At 68.5% G+C, this 20,337-nt stretch carries 16 protein-coding genes and 1 pseudogene; 7 read left to right on the top strand and 10 right to left on the bottom strand.

The window, feature by feature from the left end:
• Window position 1 precedes the first annotated feature (1 nt).
• Entirely contained in the window at window positions 2-1,858 is a 1,857-nt protein-coding gene (locus tag VXM69_RS23385; protein ID WP_367189277.1) for a hypothetical protein, read from the top strand.
• A 157-nt stretch (window positions 1,859-2,015) separates the two neighbouring features.
• Here the strand turns inward: VXM69_RS23385 and groL are convergent.
• Both groL and groES read right to left on the bottom strand, forming a co-directional pair.
• Window positions 2,016-3,657, bottom strand: a pseudogene (gene groL, locus VXM69_RS23380) (chaperonin GroEL).
• Between the two features lie 46 nt (window positions 3,658-3,703).
• Window positions 3,704-3,997 carry a co-chaperone GroES gene (groES, locus tag VXM69_RS23375; protein ID WP_004186661.1) on the bottom strand — a complete coding sequence of 98 codons (294 nt, stop codon included), beginning with the start codon at window positions 3,995-3,997 and terminating at the stop codon, window positions 3,704-3,706.
• 710 nt (window positions 3,998-4,707) lie between these two features.
• On the opposite strand from groES, the gene VXM69_RS23370 reads away from it, so the two are divergent.
• The 6 genes from VXM69_RS23370 to VXM69_RS23345 all read left to right on the top strand — a co-directional run bounded on the left by VXM69_RS23370 (window position 4,708) and on the right by VXM69_RS23345 (window position 12,436).
• Window positions 4,708-6,132: a carbohydrate porin gene (locus VXM69_RS23370; protein ID WP_226251775.1), complete on the top strand. Its 1,425-nt coding sequence runs from the start codon at window positions 4,708-4,710 to the stop codon at window positions 6,130-6,132.
• 77 nt (window positions 6,133-6,209) lie between these two features.
• Window positions 6,210-7,343, top strand: a complete 1,134-nt coding sequence (locus VXM69_RS23365) for a hypothetical protein (protein WP_301740583.1) — start codon at window positions 6,210-6,212, stop codon at window positions 7,341-7,343.
• A gap of 11 nt (window positions 7,344-7,354) precedes the next feature.
• Entirely contained in the window at window positions 7,355-8,662 is a 1,308-nt protein-coding gene (gene efeB / locus VXM69_RS23360) for an iron uptake transporter deferrochelatase/peroxidase subunit (protein ID WP_226251621.1), read from the top strand.
• A 61-nt stretch (window positions 8,663-8,723) separates the two neighbouring features.
• Entirely contained in the window at window positions 8,724-9,758 is a 1,035-nt protein-coding gene (locus tag VXM69_RS23355) for an iron ABC transporter substrate-binding protein (protein WP_059557244.1), read from the top strand.
• Between the two features lie 14 nt (window positions 9,759-9,772).
• On the top strand, window positions 9,773-11,359 hold the full coding sequence (locus tag VXM69_RS23350; protein WP_260449311.1) for an iron ABC transporter permease: 1,587 nt from the start codon (window positions 9,773-9,775) through the stop codon (window positions 11,357-11,359).
• 27 nt (window positions 11,360-11,386) lie between these two features.
• Window positions 11,387-12,436: an ABC transporter ATP-binding protein gene (locus tag VXM69_RS23345; RefSeq protein WP_059557246.1), complete on the top strand. Its 1,050-nt coding sequence runs from the start codon at window positions 11,387-11,389 to the stop codon at window positions 12,434-12,436.
• Window positions 12,437-12,464: 28 nt separating this feature from the next.
• On the opposite strand, the gene VXM69_RS23340 is transcribed toward VXM69_RS23345, so the two are convergent.
• The 8 genes from VXM69_RS23340 to VXM69_RS23305 form a co-directional block, all read right to left on the bottom strand.
• On the bottom strand, window positions 12,465-12,980 hold the full coding sequence (locus tag VXM69_RS23340) for an SRPBCC family protein (protein ID WP_069707162.1): 516 nt from the start codon (window positions 12,978-12,980) through the stop codon (window positions 12,465-12,467).
• 44 nt (window positions 12,981-13,024) lie between these two features.
• On the bottom strand, window positions 13,025-13,657 hold the full coding sequence (locus tag VXM69_RS23335; RefSeq protein ID WP_034187254.1) for a membrane protein: 633 nt from the start codon (window positions 13,655-13,657) through the stop codon (window positions 13,025-13,027).
• Window positions 13,654-14,076: a quinol oxidase gene (locus tag VXM69_RS23330; RefSeq protein WP_034187455.1), complete on the bottom strand. Its 423-nt coding sequence runs from the start codon at window positions 14,074-14,076 to the stop codon at window positions 13,654-13,656. The genes VXM69_RS23335 and VXM69_RS23330 overlap by 4 nt, the downstream gene beginning before the upstream one ends.
• Before the next feature lie 26 nt (window positions 14,077-14,102).
• The gene (locus VXM69_RS23325) at window positions 14,103-14,885 is read right to left on the bottom strand and encodes an anti-sigma factor (RefSeq protein ID WP_059557249.1); all 783 of its coding nucleotides are present in this window, start codon (window positions 14,883-14,885) and stop codon (window positions 14,103-14,105) included.
• Window positions 14,882-15,397, bottom strand: a complete 516-nt coding sequence (locus VXM69_RS23320; RefSeq protein WP_124607832.1) for a sigma-70 family RNA polymerase sigma factor — start codon at window positions 15,395-15,397, stop codon at window positions 14,882-14,884. Before VXM69_RS23320 ends, VXM69_RS23325 begins: the two co-directional genes overlap by 4 nt.
• Window positions 15,398-15,430: 33 nt before the next feature.
• Window positions 15,431-15,790: a hypothetical protein gene (locus VXM69_RS23315; RefSeq protein WP_034187251.1), complete on the bottom strand. Its 360-nt coding sequence runs from the start codon at window positions 15,788-15,790 to the stop codon at window positions 15,431-15,433.
• 284 nt (window positions 15,791-16,074) lie between these two features.
• The gene (locus VXM69_RS23310) at window positions 16,075-18,537 is read right to left on the bottom strand and encodes a beta strand repeat-containing protein (RefSeq protein WP_367189275.1); all 2,463 of its coding nucleotides are present in this window, start codon (window positions 18,535-18,537) and stop codon (window positions 16,075-16,077) included.
• Window positions 18,538-19,076: 539 nt separating this feature from the next.
• Window positions 19,077-20,321, bottom strand: a complete 1,245-nt coding sequence (locus tag VXM69_RS23305) for an FAD-binding oxidoreductase (RefSeq protein ID WP_069706556.1) — start codon at window positions 20,319-20,321, stop codon at window positions 19,077-19,079.
• Window positions 20,322-20,337 lie beyond the last annotated feature (16 nt).

The raw sequence follows: 20,337 nt of genomic DNA, 5'->3' as shown, positions 1-20,337 counted from the left end.
CATGCGCGACACTCGACGAAATCCGTTGCCACTCCAACCGACCTTGCGCAAGTCGCTGCCGTTTGTGGTGGCGCTGGCAGTGGTCGTCGTCGTCTACGGAGCCGTGCCCTTCGTTGCTCTTCCGACGCTCGGTCAAGCCTTGTGGATTTCGTCGTTCGCGCAATCGTTCGCCAACAGTGGCTGGCCATCGATCTTCGCCCATCATTTCGGCCTCCCTGCCCCCGCGCCGATCGCATTCGGCCTGTCCGGCGCGTTTGTCGAGAGTGCGCTGCTTGCCTTTACGCCGCTGAATCCCGCAGATGCCTACAGTACAACCATGCTGCTGTTCCTGGCGCTCGCGCTGTGGGGCGCAAAACGCTACGCATCGGCACTGGGTGCCCCCGAACGATATGCACTGGCGCTCGCCGTGGCGTGGACGACCATGCCGGTCATATGGGCTCACTCCGGATACTCGATGCTGTCGATCGGGATCGCGCTGTTACCGCTTTACATGTGGACAACACATCGCCTGTGCAACGCGATCGATGCGCACGGCTCACGGACGATCACGATATCGGGAACGACACTCGTCACCGTCGCCTGTCTGGCAGCCTTCACCGACGGTTATACGTTCGTCATGTTCGCTTTCGGCGTACTCGTCCAGTACGCGGGCTGGATCGCACAGCCGGGCGGCCGCAGAATACGCCGGCTCGCCGTCGGCGTGCCTCTGTACGCTGCCGGCTTCGGAGTCGCCTTCGCACTTTACCGGCAATATGTCGGCACACAAGGCTTCGCCGCCGATTCCCTGTCCGTATTCCGTGGCTTTGGCGTGGACGCCACCATGCTCGTTCGGCCGACGCAAGGTCTCCTGTGGTTATGGGATGCACTGCATGTCAGCGCCCCGAGAAGCGACGCAGCCTACTTCGGAGACGCATCCGTCTGGTTCACCACGTTCGTCGCGCCTGTCGCCATTGCAGGCGTTGCCGGAGTCGTGCTGATGAAAGACCGGGCCCACGGCGCTCCGCTGCTGGTGCTTGGCGTACTAGCAACGTACCTTGCACTCGGCCCGTCGCTGAAAGTCGATTCCGTACGCCCCGATGCCGACCGCGCCGCAGGCAACTTCCAGGCTACGATGCCGCCCGAATACGCGATCGCCCCCACCGGAACGGCCTATTTGTCGACTCACGTACCGGGCTTCAAGAACATGCGTGCATCCTATCGCTGGACCGCATTGGCCGCTTTCGCGTTCTGGGCTCTGTTCATCCTGCTGATCACGGAGCTGTCGCGCCGCGACAAGCACAACGTTGCGTGGTCGCTGCTGGGTCTGATGCTCGCATCGAACCTGCCTAACCCGGAATCCCACCTCGTGTATTCCGAAGTGCGTCATTACGAGCATCAGGTGCGGCTGCATGCGCCGCTGGACTTCCGCAACCAGTTTGCGATGCTCGATCGGTCAATCGTTGAGGACTTCAGGCAGGATGTTCCGAAAGATGGCATCACTGCGTTCGTTCCGCAGGGCAACGACTTTCTGGCCGCCTATCTGGCCGCAGTGTCCAATACACACACCTACAACATTGGCGGCGACAAGAACGTCGCGCTCGCGCAAGCGCACTGGCCTGCATCCATTTCGACGCTGTTTTCGTCCGACACCTCGACCCTTGCCGGCAACATCGAACATGTGCTGACGGATCATAGCGCACATGCCGTGGTCATCAGTTATGTCGATCTGCTCTGGAATGCCCATCGATGGCCGCCATCGTCGGCTGAACTTGACCACGCTCGCGCACGCTACGCTGCAGTGGTCAACACACTCTCGACCCATCCACTTCTCGTCGTAAAAACGCGGCCCTACTACACCTTGGTCATACCACGTCAATAACAAGACGATCGCGCACTCATCGAACGTCACTCGGCCCATTTTCCACCGGGCATCAAGATCCTCGCACCAATAAAAAAAGACCCGCATCGCTGCGGGTCTTTTCTTTTGGCTGGAACGCGCATCGCTGCGCGTCCCGGACACCATCGACCGAGGTCGATTACATGTCCATGCCCATGCCGCCCATGCCGCCCGGCATGCCGCCCGGCATCGGTGCGTCTTCCTTCGGCAGTTCTGCGACCGCTGCGTCCGTCGTCAGCAGCAGGCCAGCAACCGACGCTGCGTTCTGCAGTGCGGTGCGCGTGACCTTGGTCGGGTCGACGACGCCGGCTTCAACCATGTCGACGTACTCGCCCGTTGCTGCGTTGTAGCCGTAGTTGCCCGTACCTGCAGCAACGGCCGCCACCACGACGCTGGCTTCTTCGCCGCCGTTCGTGACGATCTGGCGCAGCGGCTCTTCCATCGCGCGCAGCACGATCTTGATGCCGGCGTTCTGGTCGGCGTTCGCGCCGGTCAGGCCTGCGATCGCGGTGCGAGCGCGGATCAGCGCAACGCCGCCACCTGCCACGATGCCTTCTTCCACAGCTGCGCGCGTTGCGTGCAGTGCGTCTTCGACACGTGCCTTCTTTTCCTTCATTTCGACTTCGGTCGCAGCACCGACCTTGATCACTGCAACACCGCCGGCCAGCTTGGCCACGCGCTCTTGCAGCTTTTCACGGTCGTAGTCCGACGTCGCTTCTTCGATTTGCGCGCGCACTTGCTTCACGCGTGCTTCGATGTTCACGGCTTCGCCTGCGCCGTCGATGATCGTCGTGTTTTCCTTGCCCACTTCGATGCGCTTCGCCTGGCCCAGTTCTGCCAGCGTTGCCTTCTCGAGCGTCAGGCCGGTTTCTTCGGCGATCACCTGGCCGCCCGTCAGGATCGCGATGTCTTCCAGCATCGCCTTGCGACGATCGCCGAAGCCAGGCGCCTTGACCGCAACGGTCTTCAGGATGCCGCGGATGTTGTTCACGACCAGCGTTGCGAGCGCTTCGCCTTCGATGTCTTCGGCGATGATCAGCAGCGGACGGCCAGCCTTCGCGACTTGCTCGAGCACCGGCAGCAGATCACGGATGTTCGACACCTTCTTGTCGTGCAGCAGCACGAACGGGTTGTCGAGGACGGCGACTTGCTTTTCCGGGTTGTTGATGAAGTACGGCGACAGGTAGCCGCGGTCGAATTGCATGCCTTCGACGACGTCGAGTTCGTCAGCCAGCGACTTGCCGTCTTCGACGGTGATGACGCCTTCCTTGCCGACCTTGTCCATCGCTTCAGCGATGCGATCGCCGATCGACGTGTCGCTGTTCGCCGAGATCGAGCCGACCTGTGGCGATTTCCTTGTTCGTCGTGCACGGCTTGCTGATCTTCTTCAGCTCGTCGACAGCCGCTGCGACTGCCTTGTCGATACCGCGCTTCAGGTCCATCGGGTTCATGCCCGATGCGACGTACTTCATGCCTTCGCGAACGATCGATTGCGCGAGGACGGTTGCCGTCGTCGTGCCGTCGCCTGCGTTGTCGCTGGTCTTGGAAGCGACTTCCTTGACCATTTGCGCGCCCATGTTCTGGAGCTTGTCCTTCAGCTCGATTTCCTTCGCGACCGACACACCGTCCTTGGTGACCGTCGGGCCGCCGAAGCTGCGCTCGAGCACCACGTTGCGGCCCTTCGGACCCAGCGTGACCTTGACTGCGTTGGCGAGAATGTTCACGCCTTCGACCATCTTCGAACGGGCGGAATCGCCGAATACGACGTCTTTAGCTGCCATCTTCTAACTCCTTGAATTCTTGGGAATATGTACCGTCGGAGGACGCTTACTTCGCGTTGACCACGGCCATGATGTCTTCTTCGCGCATGACCAGCAGTTCCTGGCCGTCGACCTTCACGGTCTGGCCTGCGTACTTGCCGAACAGGACGCGATCGCCGACCTTCACGTCGAGCGCGATCGGTGCGCCCTTGTCGTCGCGCTTGCCCGGGCCGATGGCCAGGACTTCGCCTTGGTCCGGCTTTTCAGCAGCGGCGTCGGGGATGACGATGCCCGAGGCGGTCTTGGTTTCCTGATCCAGGCGCTTGACGATCACGCGATCGTGCAAAGGACGAAGGTTCATATTCACTCCTCTCTTGACTGAGATTGAAGAACGCTTAGGGAATCTGCCCGGCTTGTCGCCCGGCAGAGAATTGTTAGCACTCTCGTGCAGCGAGTGCTAATTATATGGACGGGTTTTGACAAATTCAAGAAGGGAAACCGGACGAATTTTCAACGCGGCACGGAAGCGGGGAAAACACCCGAAAATCACGAAAAATCCTTTTAAAACAAAACCCTGACCCACGCTACCCGGCTTGGCGGGCGAGCCCGCGCGGCCCGCGAATCGCATCCAGCCCCGTTTGGACACCGGGTAAGCACGGAGTTCCTGCGACCGGCGACATCGCATCGAAAAACCCGCGCAGGCGCCGATTCCGTCCGCCACAACGCGCCCGGTGCCCCGTCCCGCCCCCCTGCCGGCAATCCATCGCTCCGCATCGAAGCATTCATTTTCATTACGCCGATATTTACGTTTTTTCTTTCGGAAAACACCCGTCGGCCCCCATCCGTAAGCCCTCCCATTACATTCAGTAATTTAGATGCGAATCATTCTCGTTTACATTGACATTCCCATTCGACACTCCTACGATGCGCCGCGTTGCGCTCTTCTTCGTGCCCTGGCCGATCGGTGCCGAGCGTCGGGACAGCGACCGACAAGCAGGACTCCAAACCAATTAGAACCAGGAATTTGATATGAAGGTTGCGTCGTTCCATGGAGACCGCGTCCGCACCCGGATGCGCCCCGCCGCCTGTGCGGCCGTCCTCGCGTGCGCATCGTTCGCGAGCGGCGCTGCGTTCGCCGCCGCGTCGGTCGACGCGCAGCCCGAAGCGCCCGAGGCCGACCTCGCGATCCAGGCGAAGCCGGCCGGCATGTGGACCGGCATCTGGACGCGCCAGAGCCTGCTCGGCGACATGGGCGGCATCCGCCCGTGGCTCGGCAAGTACGGCGCGACGCTGCAGATCACCGAAACCAGCGAATACCTCGCGAACCTGCGCGGCGGCCTGAACCGTGGCGGCACGTATGACGGGCTGACGACCGCGACGCTGACGGTCGATACGCAAAAGGCGATCGGCCTGCCCGGCGGCACCTTCAACGTCAGCGCGCTGCAGATCCACGGCAGCAACCTGAGCGCGCGCAATCTCGGCACGCTCAACACCGCGAGCGGCATCGAGGCGCAGGACACGACGCGCCTGTGGGAACTCTGGTACCAGCAATCGTTCCTCGACAAGCGCGTCGACGTGAAGATCGGCCAGCAGAGCCTGGACCAGGAGTTCATGGTCAGCACGTATGCGAACACGTTCGTCAATACGATGTTCGGCTGGCCCGCGCTGCCGTCGTACGATCTGCCGAACGGCGGCCCCGCGTATCCGCTCGCGGGCCTCGGCGTACGCGTGCGCGCACAGCTCACGCCGAAACTCACCGCGCTCGCGGGCGTGTTCGACGGCGATCCGCTCGGCAACAACCCGGGCAACCTGAGCGGCACGAACTTCAACCTGCACAACGGCACGCTCTATATCGGCGAGCTGCAGTACGCGCTGAACCAGCCGTCCGACGGCGAAATGGACACCGGCCATTCGAACGGACTGCCGGGTACCTACAAGATCGGCCTGTGGTATCACAACGGCCGCTTCGCGGACCAGAACGCCGGCACCGACGGTCTGTCGCTCGCCGATCCCGCATCGAACGGCAACGCGCGGCAGCACCACGGCGACTACAGCTTCTACGCGGTGGCCGACCAGATGATCTGGCGTCCCGACCCCACCGGCGCGAAAAGCCTCGGGGTGTTCGCGCGCGTGATGGGCGCGCCGGGCGACCGCAACCTCGTGAGCTTCGCGGCGAACGCGGGCATCGTGCTGAAGGCGCCGTTCGACGGTCGCGACAACGACAGCGTCGGCCTCGCCGTCACGTACATCCGGGTCGGCAGCCACGTGACCGACCTCGACCAGGCCGCGCGCAACTTTGCAGCCGGCCCGTACGGCGTGCGCACCCGCGAGACGACCGTCGAGGCGACCTACCAGTATCAGGTCAACCCGTGGTGGGTGATCGCGGCCGATGCGCAGTACACGTTCAACGCCGGCGCGGGCCAGAACCCGGGCGACGCGACCCAGCCGCTGCGCAACACGTTCGTGCTCGGCGCACGCACGACGATCACGTTCTGACCGCCGCGCGCCCGCCGTCCGCCCACGCCACCCGTTTTCGCGCGCCGCCGACGCGGCGCGCCTCCCAGGAGATCCCGATGATTCAATCCGCCCCGCTTCGCCGCCTCGCGACGGGCGCGCTGGCCGCCGTCGCGCTGACGGCCGCCGCCGGCGCGTTCGCCGAGCCGCAAGGCTTCCTCGAGACGCTGCATCGCCATACGCTGCTCGTCAACACGGTGCCCGACAACGGCGACCAGAACCCGTACGCGATCGCGGTTGCACCGGTGTCGGCCGGCACGATCCAGGCAGGCGACGTGCTCGTCGACAACTTCAACAACGCGGCGAACCTGCAGGGCACGGGCAGCACGATCGTCGACTATCGGCCGTCGACCAAGCAGATGAGCCTGTTCGCGACGATTCCACGCGACCTGAAGGCGTGCCCGGGCGGCGTCGGCCTGTCGACCGCGATGACGATGCTGAAGTCGGGCTGGGTGATCGTCGGCAGCACGCCGAGCAACGACGGCACGACGGCGACGAAGGGCGCCGGCTGCCTGATCGTGCTCGATCCGCACGGCCGGATCGCCTCGACGTGGTCGAGCGCGAACATCAACGACCCGTGGGGCAACATGGCCGTGGTCGACCGCGGCGACAGCGCGACGCTGTTCGTCAGCATGGCCGGCTTCGGCGTCGGCGGCGCGGACGGCAACCCGCCCGTCTACAAGCAGGCGACGGTACTGCGCCTCGACGTCGACGTGCCGGCCGGCAAACCGCCCGTCATCAAGCAGGAAACGGTCGTCGCGAGCGGCCTCGGCGCGCAGGCCGACAAGGGCGTGTTCCTGGTCGGCCCGACCGGCCTCGCGCTGTCGGGCGACCAGAAGAAGCTGTACGTCTCCGACGCGATCGGCAACCGCGTCGTCGAGATCGACGATCCGCTCACGCGCGACACGAGCGCGGGCGTCGGCCGCCAGGTGACGGCCGACGGCTTTCTGCGCCGCCCGCTCGCACTCGCGACCGCGCCGAACGGCCATCTGCTCGCGACCAACGCGCTGAACGGCCAGGTCGTCGAGATCGATCCGGTCGCCGGCAAGCAGCTCTATGCGCGCTGGATCGATACCGACAAGGCGCAGTCGCCGCCCGGCAACGGCGACCTGTTCGGGATCGCGATGACGCCCGACGGCGACGGCTTCTATTACGTCCAGGACGACGTCAACACGCTGATGCTCGCGAAGTAACGGAGCCGACCATGGCAGACGATCTGAACCCGCCGTCGCGCCCCGCGCGCCGCGGCTTCCTGAAGGCCGGCGGCGCCGCAGTGGCCGCGGGCCTCGCGGCGGGCACGATGCCGGCCGCACGCGCGGCCGACGCGGCGCCCGCGGTCGCACCGGGCGCGCACGCGCACGACGACGACATCGAGCCGTTCTACGGCAAGCACCAGGGCGGCATCACGACGCCGCAGCAGCGCAACGCATATTTCGCGGCGCTCGACCTCACCACGACCCAACGCGCGGACGTGATCGCGCTGCTGAAGATCTGGACCGACGCGGCCGCACGCCTCACGCGCGGCGACCCCGCGCAGCCGCTGCCGGCGACCGGCGGCGACGACGTCGCGCCGGCCGACTCGGGCGACGCGCTCGGCATCGGCGCGTCGCGGCTGACGATCACGTTCGGCTTCGGGCCCGGCCTGTTCGCGGTCGCGGGCAAGGACCGCTACGGCCTCGCGAAGCAGCGACCGGCCGCGCTCGTCGACCTGCCGCGCTTCAACGGCGACCAGCTGATTCCGGAGAAGACCGGCGGCGACCTGTTCATCCAGGCGTGCGCGAACGACGCGCAGGTGGCGTTCCACGCGGTGCGCCAGCTCGTGCGCCTCGGCGGCAAGGCCGTGCAGATGCGCTGGGGCCAGGCCGGCTTCACGTCCGGCAAGCCGGGCGAGACGCCGCGCAACCTGATGGGCTTCAAGGACGGCACGATGAACCCGTCGCGCGACGATCCGGCCGCGATGAACGCGTTCGTGTGGGCCGGCAACGAAGGCCCGGCGTGGATGAACGGCGGCACCTACACGGTCGTGCGCCGCATCCGCATCACGCTCGAACACTGGGACAACACCGAGCTCGGCTTCCAGGAACAGGTGTTCGGCCGCAAGAAATACAGCGGCGCACCGATCGGCGGCCAGCACGAGTTCGAGGCGCTCGACCTCGACGCGGTCGACAAGGACGGCAATCCGGTGATCCCCGACAACGCGCACGCGCGTCTCGCATCGCCGCAGGTGAACAACGGCGCGCAGATCCTGCGCCGCGCGTATTCGTACAACGACAGCACGAACTTCTACATCGAGCGCTGGCCGCCGTGGCGCCAGCAGACCGAGTACGACGCGGGACTGATGTTCGTCGCGCACCAGCGCGACCCGCGCCGCGGCTTCATCCCGATCAACGAGAAGCTCGCGAAGCTGGACATCATGAACCAGTTCACCACGCACGTCGGCAGCGCGATCTTCGCGTGTCCGCCGGGCGCGCAACCCGGTTCGTACATCGGCGCCGCGCTGTTCGAAGCGTAACGGCATCGCGACGCCACGCCCCATTTCCCCGGCCCGCCCGGATGCAACTCACGACGACGACATGAACACTTTTCCCGTTAGCCGCCCGCTGCGGCACCTGATCGCCGCGGCCGCCGCCGCGCTGATGCTGACCGGCGCGCTGCACGCCACGCGCGCGCACGCCGCGACGCTCACGCTGTACAACGCGCAGCACGAGCAGGTCGTCAACCAGCTCGTCAAGGACTTCGAGGCACAAAGCGGCATCACCGTGAAGGTGCGCTCGGGCGAAGGCCCGGCGCTCGCCGCGCAGATCGTCGCGGAAGGCGACCGCACGCCGGCCGACGTGTACTTCACCGAGAACTCGCCGGAACTCGTGCTGCTCGACCGCAAGGGCCTGCTCGCGAAGACCGACGGCGCGACGCTGCAGGCGGTCCCCGCCCGCTTCAACCCGGCCGACGGCAACTGGGTCGGCGTGCTCGCGCGCGAGAACGTGCTCGTCTACAACACCGCGAAACTCCAGCCGCAGCAACTGCCCGCGTCGCTGCTCGATCTCGCGAAACCGGAATGGAAGGGCAAGGTCGGCGTCGCGCCGAGCGATGCGGACTTCCTGCCGCTCGTGAGCGCGGTGCTCGCGCTGCACGGCGAAGCCGCGACGCTGCAATGGCTGAAGGGCCTGAAGGCCAACGCGCAGATCTTCGACGACGACGAAGGCGTGACGGCGGCCGTCAACCGCGGCGGCGTGCAAACCGGCATCATCAACAACTACTACTGGGACCGCCTGCACGCGGAGCTCGGCGACAAGTCGACGAAAAGTGCGATCCACCACTTCGGCAACCATGACGTCGGCGCAGCCGTGAACGTGTCGGGCGCCGCCGTGATGAAGGCATCGAAGCACCAGGCCGATGCGCAGAAGTTCGTCGCGTATCTTGTCGGCGAGCGCGCGCAGAAACTGATGGCGAACGGCCACATCAGCTTCGAGTATCCGCTGCATCCGGGCGTCGCCCCCGATCCGATCCTGAAGCCGTTCAACGAACTGAGCCCGCCGGCACTGACGTTCGAACAGCTCGGCGACGACAGCCAGGCCGGCAAGCTGCTGCGCCAGGCCGGCCTGCTCTGACCGTGAGCGACGCCGTGTCCCGCACGGCGCGCATCGCGCGCGACGCAGCGCGCCCCGCGACGCGTCGGCGCCCGTCGCGCGCGCTCGTCGCCGCGGCCGCGTGCGGGCCGCTCGCGATCCTGCTGCCGCTCGCCTTCACGCTGTACCGCGCGGCCACCTTCGGCGTCGACGATGCGATCGCGCTGCTGTGGCGCCCGCTCGTCGGCGAGCTGCTCGTCAACACGCTGTCGATCGCATGCGCCGCGACGCTCGCATGCGCGCTGCTCGGCACCGCGGCCGCGTGGTTCATCGAGCGCACCGACCTGCCCGCGCGGCCGCTGTGGACCGCGCTCGCCGCGGCCCCGCTCGCGGTGCCGCCGTTCATCACGAGCTACGCGTGGGTGTCGCTGAGCCTCGACCTGCAGGACTTCGCCGGCGCGCTGATCGTGCTGACGTCCGCGTACTTCCCGCTCGTCTACCTGCCGGTGGCCGCCGCGCTGCGCGAGCTCGACCCCGCGCTCGAAGAAAGCGCGCGCACGCTCGGCTGCCCGCCGTGGCAGACGTTCTTTCGCGTCGTGCTGCCGCAATTGCGCCCCGCGCTGTGCGGCGGGATGCTGCTCGTCGCGCTCGGCGTGCTGTCCGAATTCGGCGCGTTCCAGCTGCTGCGCTTTCGCACGTTCACGACCGAGATCTATGCCGAGTACCGCACCGCGTTCGACGGCGGCGGCGCATCGCTGCTCGGCTGCGTGCTGATCGCGCTGTGCCTGCTGTGCCTCGCGATCGAGGCGCGCGCTCGCGGCCACGCGCGCTACGGTCATACGCACCGCGCCGCACGCCGCGTCGCGATGCGTTATCCGCTCGGCCGGTGGCGCGGCCCCGTCACCGTCGCATTCGCCGCGCTCGCGGCCGCGACGCTCGGCGTGCCGCTCGCGATGATCGGCTACTGGCTCACGCAACAAGGGGCTGCCGCCGTCACGCCGGCCGACGTGTCGCCCGAACTGCTGTGGCAAGCCACGCTCGCATCGTCCAGCTACGGCCTGATGGCGGCAGCCGTTACCACGCTGCTCGCGCTGCCGCTCGCGTTCCTGCTGGTCCGTTATCCGGGCCGCGTCGCGACGCTCCTCGAGCGCACGGCGATGACCGTGCAGGGCGTGCCGGGCATCGTCGTCGCGCTCGCGATCGTGTCGATCACGGTGCGGCTGCTGCAGCCGCTCTACCAGAGCGCGCCGGCGCTCGTCGCCGCGTACGCGATCCTGTTCCTGCCGCTCGCGGTCGTGAGCGTGCGCGCGGCGCTGTCGCACGTGCAGGTCCGGCTCGAGGAAACCGCACGCTCGCTCGGCCTCGGCTGGCGCGCAACGCTCACGCGCGTGGTGCTGCCGCTCGCGGCACCCGGCCTCGGTGCGGCCGCGACGATGGTGTTCATCTCGGTCGTCACCGAACTCAACGCGACGCTGCTGCTGTCGCCGATCGGCACACGCACGCTCGCCACGCAGGTATGGAGCGATACGGCGACGCTCGCGTTCGCGGCCGCGGCACCGTACGCGGCGCTGCTCGTCGCGCTGTCGCTCGGCGCATCGGGACTGCTGTTCCTGCTGCTCGGCCGCGCGTCGGTGCGCGACTGAGCATCGCCCTTTTTCCCGGAACCGCCCATGAGCGAACTACGCATCCACGGCCTGTCGAAATCGTTCGGATCGCATACCGTCCTGCACGACATCGATCTCACGGTACGGCGCGGCTCGCGCCTCGCGCTGCTAGGCCCGTCCGGCAGCGGCAAGACGACGCTGCTGCGCGTGCTGTGCGGCTTCGAGCGCGCCGAGCGCGGCACCGTCGAGATCGACGGACGCCGCGTGGCCGCCCCCGACGTGCACCTGCCGCCCGAACGGCGCCGGATCGGCTACGTGCCGCAGGAAGGCGCGCTGTTTCCGCACCTGTCGGTGGCCGACAACATCGCGTTCGGGCTGCCGCGCGCGGCACGGCGCCGCCATCACCGCGTCGACGAACTGCTCGAGATGGTCGGGCTGCCGGCGTCGTATGCGAGCCGCGCGCCGCAGCAGCTGTCCGGCGGCCAGCAGCAGCGCGTGGCCCTCGCGCGCGCGCTGGCGCCCGAGCCCTCGCTCGTGATCCTCGACGAACCGTTCTCCGCGCTCGACACGTCGCTTCGCCATGAAACGCGCAGCGCGGTGGCCGACGCGCTTGCCGCGGCCGGCGCGACGTCGGTGCTCGTCACGCACGACCAGCCCGAGGCGATGACGCTCGGCGACGAAGTCGCGGTGATGTGGCAAGGCAGGCTCGTGCAGACGGCCGCGCCGCAGATGCTGTACCGGCAGCCCGTCACGCGCGACGTCGCGTCGTTCGTCGGGCAGGCCGTGCTGCTCGCGGGTCACGTGCGCGATGCGCGCATCGCCTGTGCGCTCGGCGAGCTGCCGCTCGTCGCCCCGCTGCCCGACGGGCCGGCCGACGCGATGCTGCGTCCCGAGCAGATCGGCATCGTGCCGGTCGCGCAGGCCGGCGCGGCGCGCGGTCGGACGGCGCGCGTCGAAGCCGCGCAGTTCGCGGGCCAGGATGCCGACGTGCTCGCACGCCTCGATGCCGATCGCGACGTGCTCGTGCGTATCCGCGTGCCGGGACACCGGTGCCCGGCCGTCGGCGAACGCATCGCGCTGGCGGTGGACGGCGCGGTGATGGCGTACGCGCGCTGACCGACGCGACGCGCGTCCTCACGCGCTGCTACGCATCGGCGCAGCCTGCGCCGGACAGCGGCCGGAAGGTCCGGCCATCCGTCTCGACGGCCGCCCCCAGCAATCGCGCGAGCCCCTTCGCGCCTTCGCGCATCACGACGTCGTGATTCCAGCGGAACAGCGGGCGCGCGAGCGGCTCGAGCCAGTTCATCCAGCGCACCTGCGTGCGAATGTGCCAGTCGTAGCGCACGACGGTGTGCGCGCCGTCGCCGGCGAACGACCAACGCCCGTCGCCTTCGATCGCGCCGCTTGCGCGGCCTTCGAGCGCATGCGGCCGCTCGACGCGCCGCACGCGCATGTCGAACGTCAGCCGGTACGGCAACGCGCCCTTCCACGTATACCGGTGCAGCGCCCCGACGCCGCGCGCGTCGCCATGCTCGATCTCGACGGTGCGCACGGCGCCCTTCCACCAGTCGGGCCAGCGGTCGACCTGGTAGATCGCGTCCCAGACCGCCGCGAGCGGCGCGTCCACGCGCCAGGTCGTCGAGAACCGGTATTCCGCCATGCAGCCTCCGGCATGTCCGTCACGGACACGCGCCCACTCGTCGGTCAAGGTGCGAAGAAACGCTCGGGGAACGCGACGTCGATTTCGACGTCGTCGAGCGTCACGGTTTCGAGCGGCACGTCGTCGCCGTCGGCGAAGCTGACGACCTTCAGCGGAAAGCCGTCCCCGGCGTCCAGCCACAGCCGGTAGCGATGCACGCCGTCGACCGCGTGCGCGGGTGCGCCGGTGACCGACACGCGCAGCGCGGTCCGGCCGCCGACGGCCTCCTCGCCTTCGGTCACCGTCGCGCCGCCCTGCTGCAGCGCATGCACGTTGCGCAGCAGTTCGCCGACGTCCGACCGGTCGACCCGGTGGCCGCTGCGGTCGCGCACGAGCGGATTGGACGGCGACAGCGTCAGCGCGGGCGGCGCGTGCGCGCCGAACGGGCGCAGCCGCACCTTGCCGTCGCCGGGATCGTACGCGAGCACCGCGCCGCGATGCGGCGACACGAAATCCATCCGGACGAAGCCCGGTTTCAGGTAGGCGTAGCGGATTTCGGTGTGTTCGCCACCGCGCGCCGACGAGCGGATCGTCGCGCGATACGAGCGGACGTGGTCGAAATGCGCCTGGGCGACGGTCACGGGGTCGGCTGTCATGCTCGCTCCTATCAGGCTCGCGGCCAGCAACGCGGCGATCACGGCGCCGCCTCGACATCGAGCACGCCTTCCATTCCGCGCTCGCGATGGCTCCTGAAAAACAGCAGCCGATGCGTGCAATAGTAGGCGAACCGGCCCGGCTGCGCCGGCGTGAAGCGGAACGTCTTCGGCGTCGTGCCGAGCTCGGTGCGCACCGCCATGCCTGCTTGCGGCGGCGCAGCGATCTCGAAGCTGTGCGGCACGACGCCCGGCTCCGCCGACACGGTCAGCTCGACCGGCACGTGCGCGCGCACGATCACATGGTTCGGCCGGAAGAAATAGCTGCCGCCGACGATGGCGACCCGCTGCACGCCGTCGGCGTCGACCGGCACGCGCACGGGCGCGTCGCCGTCCGCCCGCGCGAGGGTCGCACCCGCGGCGAGCGCCGCCGCCACGAGCACCTTCGTCATCGTCGTCTTCATCGCCTGCTCCCTGCCGGTGGTACGCGTCAGCTCTTCCACGCGTCGGTCGGGCCGCCGAGCGCGCCGCACGCCTCGATCGCGAGCGCGCGCAGGCGCCGTTCGTCGCCGCGGCCGGACAACGCATAACCCATGCCGCGATCCGACCAGAAATACGTGTAGCGGCCGTCGGCCGACATCGACTGCGGCGCGAGATGCCGCGCATCGTAGGCGGTCACGTAAAGCGTCACGCGTGCGCCGTCCGCGCGCTGGTACATGAACTGCGCGGCCGGCCCGCCATCGCCGGGGAGCAACCGGCCGCCCAGCAGCACGTAGCCGTATTCGTCGAGCGACGGGGCGCGCACGGGCCGTCCGACGCGCGCCGACAACCACGCGGCGAGATGCGCGGGATCGCCCGCGCCGACCTCGACCGGATGGTCGCGATCGGCTGCGTACACGGCATACGCGACATCGGCGCGCGCGGCGAACGCCGGGTCGCGGCCGATCGCCAGCCAGCCCGCAGGCAGCGCAACGCCGATCAGCAGCCCGGCGGCCAGCCCCGCGAACGCATACGCGAAGGCACGACGGCGCGGCGCGCGACGCTGCACGAACAGCGCGGGGGCCGCGCCCGGCAGCGGGAACAGCGCCTTCAGCGCGTCGCGCTGCGCGCGATAATGCGCGAATCGTTCGGCCTCCTCCGGATCGGACTGCAGGCGCTCGAGCATCTCGCGCCGCTCGCTCCCGGACAGCTCGCCGTCCAGCAACGCGGACAGCAGTTGCGCCGACGCGTCCTCGTCCCGCCCGTTCGAAGGCTTGTGCGGATCGTCCATCATGTTTTCCCGATCACCCGTAACGCGGCCGTGCCGTGCGCCGACGGCTCGTCCGACAGCAGTGCGCGCATCTGCGCGCGCGCCCGCGCGAGCCGCGACATCACCGTGCCCACCGGTACGCCGAGTACCTGCGCGGCGTCGCGATAGCTCAATTCTTCAAGCGCGACCAGCAGCAGCACCTCGCGCTGCTCGACCGGCAACCGGTACAACGCGCGCTGCACGTCGCGCAGCACCAGCCCGCCGATCTCGCCGGCCGGCGCGGCCATCGTCTGCCACGGCGCGGTCGCATCGTCGACCGCGATCTCGTGCCGCGCGCGCAACTGGTCGATGAAACGGTGCCGCAACAGCGTCAGCAGCCACGCGCGCAGGTTGCCGCCGTCGCGCGGCGGCCGGTTCAGCGCACGCTCGAGCGTGTCCTGCACGAGATCGTCCGCCCACGCGCGGTCGCCCGTCAGCGCACGCGCATAGCGCGTGAGACGCGGCAGCCACACCAGCAGATCCGATTCGTAGCTCATCAGGAAGCCTTGCGCATCCGCATCGCCGCGCGGTCACGGGTGCGCGACGTGCCACATGCCGCCGATCCCGTCGCCGCCCGCGTCGCCCGCCTTGCGGTCCATCTTCCAGCGATACAGCGGGCGGCCGCGGTACGCCCATTGCTTCTTGCCATCGTCCCGCGCGACGAGACTCAGTGCGCCCGATGCCTTGTCGTACGCGTCCGCGATCGCGGGCGGCCAGTTGGCCGCACACGCGCTGTCGCACGCGCTCTTGCCGGGCGCATCGCGATCGAACACGTACAGCGTCATGTGTGCCTCGTCGACCAGTTTCCCGTCGCTCACCTGAGGCGGTTCCGCGGCCGCCGGCCGCACGATCGCCGCCGTCAGCGCGGCGGCAAAGAGCATCCGTTTCATTCCCGTTCTCCTTGGCAGGGCCTGGCGGCACGGCGCCGCCGGACGGGACGATCGGTTTCGTTGCGACCATTATCCCGCCGGCGGGCCGGGCCGGAACTCGGTAGGTAAACGGACGGCGGGAACCGGTTATTCCATGCCGCGTTGAAATAGTCGGCGGCGGTTGCTCATGCGACGCAAGACAGCGGGAAGCCCGAAAAGACAACGCGGCATGACATCGCTGTCATGCCGCGTTGCGCGAGCGCGGCGCACGGCGGCCATGCGGCGCCGCCGTGCGGATCCGGCCCTTACTTCGGCAGTGCGCCGGTCAGAGACTGGAGCAGCGACGTCACCGGTGCGAGCGGGTTGTTCGGCGCGCTATTGCCCGAATGCGGCGTCACCGACAGGCTCGGCGCGGAACCGAGCGCCGTACCCACCGACGTGCCGGCCGCATTGACGACCGTCGCCGTCGCGTTGGCGCCCGTCGTCAGCAGCGAGCCGACTGCACCCGCCGTGCCGCCGGCCGCGTTCGCGCCCGAGCCGAGCAGGCTGCCGCCCGCCGCTGCCGTCGAACCGGCCGCGCCCGACAGCGCACCGGCCGCCTGGCCGAGGGCTGCCGGGCCGTTCGCGAGTGCACCCGTCACCGAGCCGAGTGCACCGGTCAGTGCGCCGGCCGGGTTGCCGCCGCCCGTCAGGCCGTTCACGAGGTTCGTGATCGGGGCGATCGGGCTGCTGCCCGCCGCGCCCGACAACGCGCCGACGACCTGGTTCACGACGCCTTGCACCGGCGCCAGCGGGTTCGTGCCGCCGAGGTTGCCGAGCGTCCCGACGACCTGGTTGACGACACCCTGTACCGGCGCCAGCGGGTTCGTGCCGCCCAGCGCGCCGAGCGCACCCGCAACCGAGCCGACCGCGTTGCCGAGGGCGCCCGTGGCCGTCCCGACCGCGTTGCTCAGCGTGCCGGCCGGATTGCTCCCGCCGAGCGTGCCGACGACCTGGTTGACGACACCTTGCACCGGCGCCAGCGGGTTCGCGCCGCCGAGGTTGCCGAGGGCGCCCGTGACCGAACCCAGTGCGCCGGTCAGCGCACCGGCCGGATTGCCAGCGGGCAGCGCGTTCTGCAGGCCGTTGACGAGGTTCGTGATCGGCGCGATCGGGCTGCCGCCGCCCGCACCCGACAGCGTGCCGACGACCTGGTTCACGACGCCCTGCACCGGCGCCAGCGGATTCGCGCCGCCGAGCGCACCCGTCACGGCGTTCAGCGCGTTCGTCAGCTCGCCGGCCGGATTGCCGTTGCCGAGCGTGCCCGCGAGTTGCGTCACGACGCCTTGCACCGGTGCCAGCGGGCTCCCGGCGCCGCCGAGGTTGCCGAGCGAGCCCGTGATCGTGTTGACCGCGTTGCTCAGCGTGCCGGCCGGATTGCCGCCGCCAAGCGTACCCGTGACCTGGTTGACGATGTTCTGGATCGGGGTAATTGGATTCGTGCCGCCGCCGATGCCGCCCAGTGCGCCCGTGACCGTACCGAGGGCGCCGGTCAGCGCGCCAGCCGGGTTGCCGCCGCCGAGCGCGCCCGTCACCTGATTCACCACACCTTGAACGGGCGCCAGCGGATTCGTGCCGCCGCCGATACCGCCCAGTGCCCCCGTGACCGTACCAAGTGCGCCGGTCAAGGCACCTGCCGGGTTCCCGCTACCGAGTACGCCCGTGACACCGTTCACGACGCCTTGCACCGGTGCCAGCGGGTTCGAGCCGCTGCCGAGATTACCTAGCGCCCCCGTCACCGTGTTGACGACACCCGTGAGTGCGCCAGCCGGATCGCCGCCACCAATCGACCCCGTAAGCCCGTTCACCACACCCTGCACCGGCGCCAGCGGGCTCGACCCGCCGCCGATACCGCCCAGTGCGCCCGTCACCGTGCCGAGCGCACCGGTCAGCGCGCCAGCCGGGTTCCCGCCACCAAGCGCACCCGTGACCTGATTCACCACACCTTGCACCGGCGCCAGCGGGCTCGACCCGCCGCCGATACCGCCCAGTGCCCCCGTCACCGTACCGAGCGCTCCGGTCAGCGCGCCAGCCGGGTTCCCGCCACCGAGCGCACCCGTGACCTGATTCACCACACCTTGAACCGGCGCCAGCGGGTTCGACCCGCCGCCGATGCCGCCCAGCGCGCCCGTCGCGGTGCCGAGCGCATTGCTCAGCGCGCCGGTCGCCGTATTCAGGGCGCCCGTCAGTGCACCGGCCGGATTGCCGCCGCCGAGCGCGCCCGTCACCTGATTCACCACGCCCTGCACCGGCGCCAGCGGGTTCGAACCGCCGCCGACATTCCCCAATGCGCCCGTTACGGTGCCAACCGCATTGCTCAGCGTCCCCGTCGCCGTATTCAACGCACCGGTCAGCGCGCTTGCCGGGTTGCCGCCATTCAGCGCCCCCGTCACCTGGTTCAACACACCCTGGACCGGTGCGAGCGGCTGCACCGTGCCGCCGCCGAGTGCGCCCGTCACCGCCCCCACGGCTCCCGACAGCACTTGTCCCGGATCGCCGAGCGACGTCTGGATCGCGCCCGACCCGCCCGCCGTCACGGTGACCGAGCCCAGCGGCGACGTGCCCGTGGCGACCAGCCCGACCGACACGCTGTTCGTCGGCGGGTTGACGATCACTTGCGGGATCGGCAGCGAATCGAGGGCACCCGCCACTGCGGAACCCGAAGCCAGTACCCCGAACACCGTCGCGACCGACAGCGCCACACCCGTCAATTTAAGATTGTGTCTCATCGTTATTTTCCCTATCTCGGTTGGCACTACGTTGATAAAGCATGGGGACGGATTGCACGAAGCGTGCCAATTCAAAAAAAGGATGGATTCGTCAGCCTATTGACTGGAAATAACGATTTTTTAATCGATTTCAGACGAAATTCAGGGGCTGCCCAGGGATTGACGGGCATCAATCGTCTGATGAAAAAAGGCGGACAGGGCGTGGATGTAACGTAACGTTTGCGAGCCCCGCAGTAACGTGTTCCGGTACATTCCGCGCGGCGCCGGAACAGCCGGTCGCGATGGTGCCCGATACCGTCATGGACGGCTGCCCATTACGCATTTCACCGATATGAAAATGCATTGATAAATCGCTGATTTACTAATTTTTTGATTCGCGATTTTCTTTCTTGACGATTACGCAGATCATTTTCGATCACGCGGCTCTCGATTATCCGGACAGCAGAATGAAATACTGTGAATGCCCTCTCGTGATCGGCGCGCGTGACGCGACGCACGGCGGCGGCGGCAGGCGCCGCTTCGCCGCGTAGCGTCGCCGGTCAACCGAAGCGCGCGGGCCGGTATGGACGGGGATCGATGTAGGTCGGCGCGCCGGTCATCATTTCGGCGAGCAGGCGCCCGGTCGCGGGGCCGAGCGTGAGCCCGTGGTGGCAATGACCGAACGCGAACCACAGATGGCGATGGCGCGGCGCGGGCCCGATCACAGGCCGCATGTCGGGCGTGCACGGCCGCATCCCGAGCCACGGCTCGGGATCGAGCCGCTCGCCGATGCCGAACGCGTCGCGCGCCAGCGGTTCGGCGCGCGCGAGCTGCACGCCGGTCGGCGGCGCACCGCGCAGCGCGATCTCGACGCCGGTCGTGAGCCGCAGGCGGCCGCCCTCCATCGGCGCGACGACGAATCCTTCCTCGGTATCGCACACGGGCACGTTCAGCGGCGTGCGCGTCGGCCGGTAATGCATGTGATAGCCGCGCTTCGCGCGCAGCGGAATGCGGTAGCCGAGCGGCGCGAACACATGATCGGACCACGGTCCGAGCGCGACCACGGCCGAACGTGCCGAAATCGGCCCGTGTTCGGACCCGACCCGCCAGCCGCCGTCCACCTGCGCGAGCGTCCTCGCGTCGCCGAGCGCGAACGTGCCGCCGTCGCGCTCGAACAGCCGCGCGTAGGCCTTGGTCAGTCCGCCCGGGCTCGACACGGTCTTTGGGTCCTGCCAGTGGAAGGCGCCGCAGAATGCGTCGCCGATGCCGGGCTCGCGCTCGCGCAGCGCACGCGCGTCGAGCACGGCCATCCGCAGGCCGTGCTCGACAGCCACGCGTTGCTGCGCGCGCGCTTCGGCATCGAACAGCGCGGGCGAGCGGAACGCCTCGATCCAACCGCCGTCGTGCACGAGCGGCTGGGCATCGGTACGCGCGAGCAGCGCGTCGTGCTCTACGACGCTCGCCGCGACGAGCGGCAGCAGGTCGCGTGCGGCGGCCGCGAGCCGCTGCGGCGACGATTCGCGCCAGAACCGCGCGAGCCAGCCCGCATAAGCGGGCAGCGCGCGGTAGTCCCAGTACAGATCGACCGAACGGTTGCGCGCGTAGCGCAGCAGCGTGCCGAGCCGGCGCGGAAACGCGTACGGCACGACCGACGAGCGTTCGATCAGCCCGGCATTGCCGTGGCTGGTTTCCTCGCCGGGCGCGCGCCGATCGACGAGCGCGACGCGCAGCCCGCGATCCTGCAGGTGCAGCGCCGACGACACGCCGACGATGCCGGCCCCCAGAACGATGACGTCGAAATCCATGGTTCCCCGTCCTGCG

The organism is Burkholderia sp. Ed8 (assembly GCF_040761425.1).
In the GTDB taxonomy this organism is placed as follows: domain Bacteria; phylum Pseudomonadota; class Gammaproteobacteria; order Burkholderiales; family Burkholderiaceae; genus Burkholderia; species Burkholderia seminalis.
Note: the sequence above shows the minus strand (reverse complement) of the source record. Positions and strands in the feature narration are given on the sequence as shown.

Bases quoted from the DNA above. Each gene is read 5' to 3' on its own strand.
- efeB (WP_226251621.1), top strand. From the start codon at position 7,355: ATGGCAGACGATCTGAACCCGCCGTCGCGCCCCGCGCGCCGCGGCTTC.
- VXM69_RS23340 (WP_069707162.1), bottom strand. From the start codon at position 12,980: ATGGCGGAATACCGGTTCTCGACGACCTGGCGCGTGGACGCGCCGCTC.
- VXM69_RS23320 (WP_124607832.1), bottom strand. From the start codon at position 15,397: ATGAGCTACGAATCGGATCTGCTGGTGTGGCTGCCGCGTCTCACGCGC.
- VXM69_RS23315 (WP_034187251.1), bottom strand. From the start codon at position 15,790: ATGAAACGGATGCTCTTTGCCGCCGCGCTGACGGCGGCGATCGTGCGG.
- VXM69_RS23385 (WP_367189277.1), top strand. From the start codon at position 2: ATGCGCGACACTCGACGAAATCCGTTGCCACTCCAACCGACCTTGCGC.
- groES (WP_004186661.1), bottom strand. From the start codon at position 3,997: ATGAACCTTCGTCCTTTGCACGATCGCGTGATCGTCAAGCGCCTGGAT.
- VXM69_RS23365 (WP_301740583.1), top strand. From the start codon at position 6,210: ATGATTCAATCCGCCCCGCTTCGCCGCCTCGCGACGGGCGCGCTGGCC.
- VXM69_RS23370 (WP_226251775.1), top strand. From the start codon at position 4,708: ATGCGCCCCGCCGCCTGTGCGGCCGTCCTCGCGTGCGCATCGTTCGCG.
- VXM69_RS23355 (WP_059557244.1), top strand. From the start codon at position 8,724: ATGAACACTTTTCCCGTTAGCCGCCCGCTGCGGCACCTGATCGCCGCG.
- VXM69_RS23330 (WP_034187455.1), bottom strand. From the start codon at position 14,076: ATGAAGACGACGATGACGAAGGTGCTCGTGGCGGCGGCGCTCGCCGCG.
- VXM69_RS23310 (WP_367189275.1), bottom strand. From the start codon at position 18,537: ATGAGACACAATCTTAAATTGACGGGTGTGGCGCTGTCGGTCGCGACG.
- VXM69_RS23325 (WP_059557249.1), bottom strand. From the start codon at position 14,885: ATGATGGACGATCCGCACAAGCCTTCGAACGGGCGGGACGAGGACGCG.
- VXM69_RS23305 (WP_069706556.1), bottom strand. From the start codon at position 20,321: ATGGATTTCGACGTCATCGTTCTGGGGGCCGGCATCGTCGGCGTGTCG.
- VXM69_RS23345 (WP_059557246.1), top strand. From the start codon at position 11,387: ATGAGCGAACTACGCATCCACGGCCTGTCGAAATCGTTCGGATCGCAT.